This window comes from Vibrio ichthyoenteri ATCC 700023 (genome assembly GCF_000222605.1).
In the GTDB taxonomy this organism is placed as follows: Bacteria; Pseudomonadota; Gammaproteobacteria; order Enterobacterales; family Vibrionaceae; genus Vibrio; species Vibrio ichthyoenteri.
The window spans coordinates 41627-51234 of record NZ_AFWF01000315.1 but is presented as its reverse complement, the minus strand read 5'-3'; the positions used below and the strand labels follow the sequence as shown (position 1 = coordinate 51234).

The 9608-nt window shown below is 45.1% G+C and carries 11 protein-coding genes and 4 tRNA genes; 6 read left to right on the top strand and 9 right to left on the bottom strand.

Annotated elements, in window-relative coordinates:
* Positions 1 to 103: 103 nt before the first annotated feature.
* The 4 genes from RH85_RS20965 to RH85_RS20950 all read right to left on the bottom strand — a co-directional run bounded on the left by RH85_RS20965 (position 104) and on the right by RH85_RS20950 (position 514).
* Positions 104 to 179 (bottom strand) — tRNA-Thr (locus RH85_RS20965).
* A 12-nt stretch (positions 180 to 191) separates the two neighbouring features.
* Positions 192 to 266 (bottom strand) — tRNA-Gly (locus RH85_RS20960).
* A 34-nt stretch (positions 267 to 300) separates the two neighbouring features.
* Positions 301 to 385: transfer RNA gene (locus tag RH85_RS20955), tRNA-Tyr, on the bottom strand.
* Positions 386 to 438: 53 nt separating this feature from the next.
* Positions 439 to 514: transfer RNA gene (locus RH85_RS20950), tRNA-Thr, on the bottom strand.
* A gap of 205 nt (positions 515 to 719) precedes the next feature.
* Here RH85_RS20950 and coaA point away from each other — a divergent pair.
* On the top strand, positions 720 to 1649 hold the full coding sequence (gene coaA / locus RH85_RS20945; RefSeq protein ID WP_006714744.1) for a type I pantothenate kinase: 930 nt from the start codon (positions 720 to 722) through the stop codon (positions 1647 to 1649).
* Between the two features lie 105 nt (positions 1650 to 1754).
* On the opposite strand, the gene RH85_RS20940 is transcribed toward coaA, so the two are convergent.
* Positions 1755 to 2180: a DUF805 domain-containing protein gene (locus RH85_RS20940; RefSeq protein WP_006714743.1), complete on the bottom strand. Its 426-nt coding sequence runs from the start codon at positions 2178 to 2180 to the stop codon at positions 1755 to 1757.
* Between the two features lie 51 nt (positions 2181 to 2231).
* Positions 2232 to 2579 (bottom strand): 5-carboxymethyl-2-hydroxymuconate Delta-isomerase, encoded by a 348-nt coding sequence (locus tag RH85_RS20935; protein ID WP_006714742.1) that lies wholly within the window; start codon positions 2577 to 2579, stop codon positions 2232 to 2234.
* Positions 2580 to 2849: 270 nt separating this feature from the next.
* On the opposite strand from RH85_RS20935, the gene tpiA reads away from it, so the two are divergent.
* Together tpiA and RH85_RS20925 are read left to right on the top strand one after the other, a co-directional pair.
* The gene (gene tpiA / locus RH85_RS20930) at positions 2850 to 3620 is read left to right on the top strand and encodes a triose-phosphate isomerase (protein ID WP_006714741.1); all 771 of its coding nucleotides are present in this window, start codon (positions 2850 to 2852) and stop codon (positions 3618 to 3620) included.
* A gap of 143 nt (positions 3621 to 3763) precedes the next feature.
* Positions 3764 to 5104 (top strand): MATE family efflux transporter, encoded by a 1341-nt coding sequence (locus tag RH85_RS20925; protein ID WP_006714740.1) that lies wholly within the window; start codon positions 3764 to 3766, stop codon positions 5102 to 5104.
* 60 nt (positions 5105 to 5164) lie between these two features.
* Here RH85_RS20925 and rraA read toward each other — a convergent pair whose 3' ends face one another.
* The 3 genes from rraA to efp all read right to left on the bottom strand — a co-directional run bounded on the left by rraA (position 5165) and on the right by efp (position 7344).
* Positions 5165 to 5677 (bottom strand): ribonuclease E activity regulator RraA, encoded by a 513-nt coding sequence (gene rraA, locus RH85_RS20920; protein WP_006714739.1) that lies wholly within the window; start codon positions 5675 to 5677, stop codon positions 5165 to 5167.
* 76 nt (positions 5678 to 5753) lie between these two features.
* Positions 5754 to 6671, bottom strand: a complete 918-nt coding sequence (locus RH85_RS20915; protein ID WP_006714738.1) for a 1,4-dihydroxy-2-naphthoate polyprenyltransferase — start codon at positions 6669 to 6671, stop codon at positions 5754 to 5756.
* Between the two features lie 106 nt (positions 6672 to 6777).
* A complete protein-coding gene (gene efp / locus RH85_RS20910) occupies positions 6778 to 7344 on the bottom strand; it encodes an elongation factor P (RefSeq protein WP_006714737.1) in 567 nt (188 codons plus the stop codon).
* A gap of 33 nt (positions 7345 to 7377) precedes the next feature.
* Here efp and epmB point away from each other — a divergent pair, with 33 nt between their 5' ends.
* The 3 genes from epmB (at position 7378) to RH85_RS20895 (ending at position 9573) form a co-directional block, all read left to right on the top strand.
* Positions 7378 to 8400, top strand: a complete 1023-nt coding sequence (gene epmB / locus RH85_RS20905; protein WP_006714736.1) for an EF-P beta-lysylation protein EpmB — start codon at positions 7378 to 7380, stop codon at positions 8398 to 8400.
* Between the two features lie 78 nt (positions 8401 to 8478).
* Positions 8479 to 8973 carry a prepilin-type N-terminal cleavage/methylation domain-containing protein gene (locus RH85_RS20900; RefSeq protein ID WP_039949505.1) on the top strand — a complete coding sequence of 165 codons (495 nt, stop codon included), beginning with the start codon at positions 8479 to 8481 and terminating at the stop codon, positions 8971 to 8973.
* A gap of 90 nt (positions 8974 to 9063) precedes the next feature.
* Positions 9064 to 9573, top strand: coding sequence for an MgtC/SapB family protein (locus tag RH85_RS20895; RefSeq protein ID WP_006714734.1), 510 nt, complete (start codon positions 9064 to 9066; stop codon positions 9571 to 9573).
* Positions 9574 to 9608 lie beyond the last annotated feature (35 nt).

The window sequence follows — 9608 nt, the reverse complement described above, 5'->3', positions numbered from 1 at the left end:
TGAGTTGTCCCTCTAGGTACGGATTTAAGTGGCGCAAATGACCACGTAACCAAACTTATTGGTGATAAAGTATATATCAAAAGGAAAATTTTGCTTTGGGAGCTGGTGCTGATACCCAGAATCGAACTGGGGACCTCATCCTTACCAAGGATGCGCTCTACCGCCTGAGCTATATCAGCAACACTAGTGATTGGAGCGGGCAGCGGGAATCGAACCCGCATCATCAGCTTGGAAGGCTGAGGTAATAGCCATTATACGATGCCCGCACACGTAACTCTTCGAGCTATTTCCTAAAGAATATGGTGGAGGGGGACGGATTCGAACCATCGAAGGCAGTGCCGGCAGATTTACAGTCTGCTCCCTTTGGCCACTCGGGAACCCCTCCAAATTTTTACATTCCATTCTCACTACGACGTTTCTAGAAGAAACAGGAGAGAATGGTGCCGACTACCGGAATCGAACTGGTGACCTACTGATTACAAGTCAGTTGCTCTACCTACTGAGCTAAGTCGGCATAAGTGGTGCGCATTCTATTGAATGATTTTCTACCTTGCAATAGCAAAATGGAAAAAAGTATTTTTTTTCCCAAGTTTCCCTCTATTTGCCGAATTTTCGTGCAATTTTTGTCGGAAAAAACAATTCTGGTGCGTCTGTCATTTTCTTTCTGCCAAGCTTGATGTATTTTCCAACTTCTGTGCGATGAATCGATTAGGGAAACCATGACCCCATACCTTTCTTTTAATAGACAGCAATGGGCTGAGCTACGAAATTCAGTACCCATGACTTTGTCTGAAGAAGATCTAAAAGAGCTGCAAGGTGTGAACGAAAGTCTAACCATGGAAGAATCTGTTGAGATTTATCTTCCTCTGGCCCGTTTACTCAATCTTTATATCGCGGCACGCCAAAGTCGAAATTCGGTGCTACAAAATTTTCTCGGTGAAAAAGCCCGCGATAATGCACCTCCTTTTATCATCGGCATTGCCGGCAGTGTTGCCGTAGGCAAGAGCACCACAGCACGCCTACTCAAAGCGTTGCTTTCTCGTTGGGACAATCACTCCAAGGTTGAATTGGTCACTACTGATGGCTTCCTTTATCCGAAAAAACAGCTGGAAGCGCGTGGTATTCTTCACCGTAAAGGGTTTCCTGAATCCTACGACATCAAGCGGTTGGTTGAGTTCGTTTCTGACATCAAATCCGGTAAGCCAAATTTACAAGTGCCCCTCTATTCGCACCTGACTTACGATATTACCGACGAAGTAAAAACCATTGATCGCCCTGATGTATTGATCATTGAAGGGCTTAATGTACTGCAAAGTGGCATGGATTATCCCCATGACCCACATCGAGTTTTTGTCTCAGATTTCCTTGATTTCACGTTATACGTCGACGCCGAAACGGAAGTGATCGAGCAATGGTATATTGAGCGCTTTCTTAAGTTCCGCCAAGGGGCATTTACCGAGCCAGGCTCTTACTTTAGTCACTACACTCAATTGACTGAGCAGCAAGCCATTGATAAAGCGAAAGACATTTGGCGCACAATTAATGGTGTGAACTTACAAGAGAATATTCTGCCAACCAAAGGTCGAGCCCAATTGGTTCTCAAAAAAGGCATCAATCATCTGGTTGAAGAAGTTTGGCTAAGAAAATAGCACACCCGCATTGTTGATACGCGGCTTCAGAAAAGACAAAGGGTTGACGATTAGGTCAACCCTTTTTGCATTTTTTCGCCGCATATTTTGCGGCATTGTGAAAGGCTATTTAGGCTCAGGACCGTATTGGTTATCACCGTATTGGCCCTTCAAGAAGCCACACTCAATCAAAATCCAAACACCACACACTAGCGCCGCCAATGAGCTGATCATCTGCAAAGTGGTGCTTTGAGACATTTGGCTTGGATCATTTACCGGCACAGTCATTCGCCCCACAATCAATGGCACGTTCATCAACAACCACCAGTTTGATTTACCACGGTCATGCCAGCGCTTGGCGGTAATCGCCAAATCAGGGATCAGAACGAAAATCAGAAAGACGGGTAAAATGAGATGCGAATAGGCAGGGAACAGCTGATTGATCCCCATGGCAAAGCCCATAATCAACACGTAATAAACTAGATTCCAGATCCAATAGACTTTGCGTCCAATACGACCTTGGAAGGAAAACAACAACTCTTTAATCGACATCTTTTTACCTAACCAACACTTCTAAAATAAACAATCAAAATACACTTTGTCTCAATTGACGACTTTTTGGAAACTTGATTTATCCATATCTCTTACGTTAATGGTCAAACTGCCTATATGGCTCGCTTGCTGTTGCAAAACGGCCATTAGCTGCCGCGATAACTCACGCTTTTGCTCCTGCGTTCTGCCATCCAGTAATTCAAACGTAATGTGAATAAAATCGATGCTATCCCCTGCCTCACCAATTAACCAGTGATGGTAGCGTAACGCTCTCGATTTCAATGATGGTGCGTCAAACAAACCAGATTGTATCGCAGCATGGTGCAAGTCTTCCAATAACCCTTGCACATTGACACGTTCATCGACCGAATTTGAGTATTCCATAACTAAATGTGGCATATCATTCCTTGATTCTGCTAAATGGTTTCAGATTTGGATTGAGCACTAATACCAATTTATCGAACAAAAACCGAGCCCGTTACTATTATTCTGTCTAGTAGATCACTGATAGCGTTGAGCTTGTGTTTTGCAGTAGTCAATCACTCCGAGTCGGCGATGAGATCCGATTAAGAAATGATTCGGGTCATGATCTAGCGAATTTATTCTGTTATATTCCTACGTAGATTATTTACATTAACACTTTTAATTAATTAATACGGAGATATTCCTATGCGTCGTCCTGTAGTGATGGGTAACTGGAAACTTAACGGTAGCAAAGCAATGGTAACTGAGCTGCTAACTGGTCTTAACGCTGAGCTTGAAGGTGTTGAAGGTGTTGACGTAGCAGTAGCGCCACCTGCGCTATACATCGACCTAGCTGAGCGTCTAATCGCAGAAGGCGGTAACAAGATCATTCTAGGTGCACAAAACACTGACCTAAACAACAGTGGTGCATTCACTGGCGACATGTCTCCAGCAATGCTTAAAGATTTCGGTGCAACACACATCATCATCGGTCACTCTGAGCGTCGTGAATACCACGCAGAGTCAGACGAATTCGTTGCTAAGAAATTCGCATTCCTAAAAGAAAATGGCCTAAAACCTGTTTTCTGTATCGGTGAGTCAGAAGCGCAAAACGAAGCTGGCGAAACTGAAGCAGTATGTGCACGTCAAATCAATGCAGTTATCGATGCATACGGTGTTGAAGCGCTAAACGATGCAATCATCGCTTACGAACCAATCTGGGCAATCGGTACTGGTAAAGCAGCAACAGCGGAAGATGCACAACGCATCCACGCTTCTATCCGTGCAATGATCGCAGCAAAAGACGCAGCAGTGGCTGAGCAAGTAATCATCCAGTACGGCGGTTCTGTTAAACCAGAAAACGCAGAAGCTTACTTCTCACAACCAGACATCGACGGTGCTCTAGTTGGTGGTGCAGCGCTTGATGCAAAAGGCTTCGCAGCAATCGCTCGCGCAGCAGCGGCAGCAAAAGCTTAATTTAAACCTCTCGGTTTAAATGAAAGAAAAGGTCAACTTCGGTTGGCCTTTTTTATTTGGGTACCAAACTAATCACCCATGAAAACCTGTCGCACTGACTTTGAATCAAGTATTCTACTCTTTTCCTCAAGTGCGACGCTCTTATGCAAGATAAACACGGCCTGCTAAGCGACCCGATCCCTCAAGTGCTGCGACAAATGACCATCCCGATGACCATGGGTTTGATTGCGATCTTGATGTTTAACTTGGTAGACACGTTTTTCATTTCATTGCTGGGCACAGACGCACTCGCTGCCGTCAGTTACACCTTCCCCGTAACCTTTGGGGTGAACTGCATCACCATGGGCATCGGTATTGGTCTATCAACCAATATTGGTCGACTCTTAGGTCAAGGTCAGTCGCAAAGCGCCGCTCGCTTTTCAACGCACGGTCTGCTGCTGGCCGTTATTTTAGTCGCAATCGCTTCCACACTAGGACTGCTGACTATTGAGCCTTTATTCCTCGCATTAGGGGCTGAAGCTAAATTAATCCCATTGATTAGCGAATACATGAGTGTGTGGTACTTAGCCATTCCGCTGCTGGTGATCCCGATGGCTGGCAACAGTTCGATTCGAGCCACTGGTGATACCACGACGCCAGCAAAAATCATGATTGTCGCCGGTGTGATTAACGGTGTACTCGATCCCTTATTGATTTTCGGGTACGGCCCCTTTCCAGAGCTGGGTATTCAAGGCGCAGCGATTGCCAGTGCGTTCAGCTGGTTGGGTGCATTAGTCGGGTCATTGTTTGTATTGATCAAACGCGAAAAATTACTAAGCTGGCCGCAACTGAACCATTTGATGGATGATTGGAAAATGATCCTCAAAATTGGCACGCCAGCAGCCATGTCCAATGCGATGACTCCGCTTTCCGGTGCATTATTGATGATGATACTTTCCAGTCATGGCACAGCCGCGGTTGCCGCTTATGGTGCAGCGCAACGAATTGAATCGATATTGATCTTAGTGCTGATGTCCCTCACCTCTGCTTTAACCCCTTTTATGGCGCAAAACTTTGGCGCCGGAAATCCACAGCGTAGTTTTGATGGCCAGTTTCTCAGCATGCGTTTTGCGCTTGGATTCCAATTCATTCTATTCCTCTTTATGGTGCCTCTAAGCGTGCCGCTGGCCGCGCTCTTTTCACAGGAAGAAAGTGTACGCAACCTACTTTGGCACTATCTTCTCGTCGTGCCATTTAGTTATGGTTTCCAAGGCATTATGATGATGTTGGTTTCCGGACTAAATTCCATGCACCAGCCACTCAAAGCCTTTCAATGGAGTGCGATGCGACTGTTTATCTTTACCTTGCCCTTAGCGTGGATTGGCGGTTTTGCATATGGGATTGAAGGGGTCTTTATTGGGATTGCGCTGGGGAATATTCTCGGTGGTACATTGGGCTATGGTTACGCTCTCTACATCAAGAAAATCACCCTGCGGGCTGATTAAACCAAAATGCCAAATACAAAAAAGCCAGCATTACGCTGGCTTTTCTGTTGTAAATTGTGCTTATTGCTCTTGGTCTTCTTCGATCTCAAGATCAATATTGAGCGGCTCTTGCGACAAGATAACGCCCGTGTTATCAGCATACAGGTAATCTTCTGGTAAGAAGGTGACACCACCAAAATTCACCGCGACATCGGTTTCGCCTTCACCCTTAGAGGTTGCCCCCACAGGAATAGAAGCCAACGCTTGGATGCCGATGCTCATATCTTCCAGTTCATCAACTTCGCGTACACAGCCATAGACAACAATACCTTCCCACTCATTCTCTTCTGCCAATGCTGCAATTTCTGCATCGACTAAAGCACGACGAAGTGAACCGCCACCATCGACTAATAAAACTCGACCAACGCCATCTTGCTCTAAGATTTCACGAATGATGCCATTGTCTTCGAAGCACTTAACGGTAGTGATTTGGCCCGCGAACGAAGCGCTACCACCGAAGTTACTGAACATTGGTTCAACCACATCGACTTGTTCTAAATAGATATCACATAGAGCTGAAGTATTGTATTCCATCGCAATTCGTCTCATAGCATTGGTGTTGTTAATCGAGTATATCCCCTCACTGAGTCATTGCAATGACAAACATCAATCAACTCACGAGAGTTTGAGCTATAACAACTCCGGTGAAAAGTAGGTTGGTCAATAGTGAGCATTTCACCACAATTGGCATCATTGGTGCGATGTCTGCTGGCTGCTTGGCGAGCCAGACTGCTCTGCCATGTTTGTACACCACCAACACACTTAATAAAAATGGCAACATCAACCAAATTGGAGCCGGTTGCAGTAGCAAATAAGCGATAAACGCCAACACTGCGCCACCGAGTAAAATGAAGTGATATTGCTTTGCTCTGCGCTGACCTAGACGAACCGCAACCGTACGCTTTCCGCACTGTTCATCATTTTCGATATCACGCATATTGTTGATATTGAGCACTGCAACCGCCAACAAGCCACAACCAATGGCAGGTAATGCTAATGAAAGGTCAACAATACCAGTATGCAAGAAGAACGTACCCGCGACACCAAGTAGACCAAAAAAGATGAAGACTGAAATATCACCAAGGCCCACGTAACCATAAGGCTTATTTCCTACGGTATAAGCAATCGCAGCCATGATCGCCAATAAACCTAAGCCTAAGAAGGCAACAATACTTTCCCAGTTAGTTAAAGCATGTAGCACCAAAATTAAACCGGCGATAATCGTAAAAATAATATTAATGATGATCGCTTGGCGCATGGTTTTTGGTGTCACGGCACCCGATTGAATCGCGCGCGTTGGCCCTAAGCGTGCTTCGTTATCCGTGCCTTTAACCGCGTCACCATAGTCATTGGCTAAATTAGACAAAATCTGTAGCAAAGTCGCAGTAATAAACGCGAGTATCGCAACAGAAAATGAAAAATGGTGGTTAGAGAACGCCAACACACTGCCGGTCAAAATCGAAACCAGGGCTAGAGGCAAAGTTTTAGGGCGAGCGGCATCAAGCCAAATTTTCAGCGTTTGTTTCATGCTCATCAGTATCATCAATATCTAATAAATGAAATTGTGTCATATCAACGTTAGCAGAAAAACAAAAAAGGCCACCGAAGTGACCTTTTTTATTTCTGCACGTAAATTACTTTACACGGCTTACGTATTCAGCTGAACGAGTATCAACTTTGATCACTTCGCCAATCGCGATGAATAGTGGTACACGTACAACAGCACCAGTAGACAGCGTTGCTGGTTTACCACCCGTACCTTGTGTATCACCTTTCAGACCTGGATCCGTCTCAACCACTTCTAATTCAACGAAGTTTGGTGGCGTAACAACGATAGGGTTGCCGTTCCAAAGCGTTAGCATACAAGTATTATTTTCTACCAACCACTTAGAGCTCTCACCCACTGCTTTTGCATCTGCAGCAATCTGATCAAACGTTTCGTTGTTCATGAAGTGGTAGAATTCACCGTCGTTGTACAGGTAATCTAGATCGATATCCATTACGTCAGCCACTTCAACAGTGTCGCCAGACTTAAATGTTTTCTCTAGAACTTTACCGGAAAGTAGCTTACGGATTCTTACGCGGTTAAACGCCTGACCTTTGCCTGGTTTGACAAACTCGTTTTCGAGAATGACACAAGGCTCGTTATCAAGCATAATTTTAAGACCGCCTTTGAATTCATTCGTGCTAACAGTAGCCATTTTTTCCTCTTACCATTCTTCGAGTTAAATTTAATGCCGCACATCATAACCCGAAATGCCGAATCTGTTGAGCAAAACTGGCTCAAACAGCTGGCGAATGGGATCTCTGATCCTACTAAACTGCTGAAACAGTTAGAGATCGATCCTTCACCTTGGCAACACGGATTTGAAGCAAAAACGCTTTTTGCGCAGCGTGTGCCGCAAAGTTTTGTCGATAGAATGGAAAAAGGCAATCCCTTTGATCCGCTTTTACGCCAAGTTTTACCGTTATCAGACGAATTTGCGGTACAGGAAGGCTATAGCAGCGATCCATTGGAAGAACAAAACAATGCGATCCCGGGACTTTTGCACAAATATCGCAACCGTGCCCTGATGATAGTCAAAGGAGGCTGCGCTATTAATTGCCGATACTGCTTCCGTCGTCATTTCCCTTATCAAGACAACAAAGGCAGTAAACGGGCGTGGCAAACCAGCTTAGATTACATTGCTGCGCATCCTGAGCTCAATGAAGTGATTTTATCAGGTGGCGATCCACTGATGGCCAAAGATGATGAGCTAAGTTGGTTGATGGATGGCATTGCCAACATTCCTCATATCAAGCGACTGCGCATTCACTCTCGCCTCCCCGTGGTCATTCCAAGCCGAATCACAGACCGCTTACTGACGCTCTTTGCCAGTACTCGCTTACAAGTGGTGCTCGTGACTCACATCAATCATGCCAATGAAATTAATACCGAACTCACTGAGCAAATGGCAAAGTTGAAAGCGGTAGGCGTGACATTACTCAATCAAAGCGTGCTACTAAAAGGCGTTAACGACAGTGTCGATGCGCAAATCAATTTAAGTGAAGCACTGTTTGATGCGCATATTTTACCTTACTACTTACACGTGCTGGATAAGGTGCAAGGGGCGGCGCATTTCTTTGTTGATGATCAACAAGCGCGAGCGTTGATCCATGGCCTGATTGAAAATGTATCCGGCTATCTAGTACCAAAGTTAACCCGCGAAATTGGCGGTCGTTCGAGTAAAACACCGTTAGATTTATATCTGGAGTAACATCAAGCAAATAGCATTAAAAATCAAAGATAAACTTTGGTACCATACGCATGTCTTGTCTCTGTCTATTGTTGCATTATGAAACGTTCTAGTTTGGGTTTTACTTTGATTGAATTGGTTGTGGTTATTGTGGTGTTAGGCATATTAGCTGTCACCGCAATGCCAAGACTGGTTAACTTACACACTGACTCACGAATCGCAGCACTTAACGGATTAAAAGCGGGTATGCAAAGTGCCAACGATATGATCTACCCATTGGCGATTCAACAAGGTTTAGCTAATTTGAGCAGTGCTACGATTACGATAGAAGGTGATCCGATTCAACTCGCTTACGGCTACCCAGCCGCGTTCTCGCGTCAAACTTGGAGCCAGTTAATTGAAGCGAACTTTGTCGATGCTATTTTCCATCCGAACGATCCGGCTGATTGGTATTTTCACAACAACCCCAGTGAAAACTGGATCCGCTTTATGACCAAGTCGCGCATCGATCCTAGCCTGAACTGCCTCTTACGTTATGAGGAAGCCACCGCTTCCACTCCTCCTCGTTTTGAGTTTGTCACTCAAGGTTGCTAATCACATAACACTTGTTAATTGTAACAATAAGAATCTTTTGCTCGCTCGCGTAGTCTATAGTATGGATACTCCGCGATTTTGGAGGTCCAAATGCAAATCAATCTAGACCAACTACTCGATCTTGGGCCGTTTACATGGTCAGCGCTACTATGCTGCGCCCTCAATGGCATTCTTATTGGTGTCGAACGCCAAACCCGCGGAAAGCCAGTCGGGATTCGTACCTCAATCTTGATCATATCAGGCACCTACTTCTTCATGTCGATGGCTGTATCTCTCTCACCAAACACGCTTGATCAAGCGCGGGTTCTGGGTCAGATCATTACGGGTGTGGGCTTTTTAGGTGCCGGTGTCATGATGACACTCGATGGCAAAATTCACGGTGTAACCTCAGCTGCGATCATCTGGCTTTTGGCAGCATTAGGCATGATGATTGGGTTGGGTTATTTACAGCAATCGGTTTTAATTACCGTGTTAGCACTGAGTGTACTGCTTGGCGTCGATAAAGCGGAAAATCGAATCAAGGCATTACGCCGTGGGGTGCACCAAAAATTCCACGGTAAAAAAGAGCCAAGCCGAGCGAAATCGATCGATAAGAGTTAACACTGCAAATCACTATGCTCAAAACGAAAAAAACC

Coding starts and splice junctions, on each gene's coding strand:
- RH85_RS20895 (WP_006714734.1), top strand. CDS start 9,064: ATGCAAATCAATCTAGACCAACTACTCGATCTTGGGCCGTTTACATGG.
- RH85_RS20935 (WP_006714742.1), bottom strand. CDS start 2,579: ATGCCACATTTAGTTATGGAATACTCAAATTCGGTCGATGAACGTGTC.
- RH85_RS20915 (WP_006714738.1), bottom strand. CDS start 6,671: ATGAAACAAACGCTGAAAATTTGGCTTGATGCCGCTCGCCCTAAAACT.
- epmB (WP_006714736.1), top strand. CDS start 7,378: ATGCCGCACATCATAACCCGAAATGCCGAATCTGTTGAGCAAAACTGG.
- rraA (WP_006714739.1), bottom strand. CDS start 5,677: ATGGAATACAATACTTCAGCTCTATGTGATATCTATTTAGAACAAGTC.
- RH85_RS20900 (WP_039949505.1), top strand. CDS start 8,479: ATGAAACGTTCTAGTTTGGGTTTTACTTTGATTGAATTGGTTGTGGTT.
- efp (WP_006714737.1), bottom strand. CDS start 7,344: ATGGCTACTGTTAGCACGAATGAATTCAAAGGCGGTCTTAAAATTATG.
- coaA (WP_006714744.1), top strand. CDS start 720: ATGACCCCATACCTTTCTTTTAATAGACAGCAATGGGCTGAGCTACGA.
- RH85_RS20925 (WP_006714740.1), top strand. CDS start 3,764: ATGCAAGATAAACACGGCCTGCTAAGCGACCCGATCCCTCAAGTGCTG.
- tpiA (WP_006714741.1), top strand. CDS start 2,850: ATGCGTCGTCCTGTAGTGATGGGTAACTGGAAACTTAACGGTAGCAAA.
- RH85_RS20940 (WP_006714743.1), bottom strand. CDS start 2,180: ATGTCGATTAAAGAGTTGTTGTTTTCCTTCCAAGGTCGTATTGGACGC.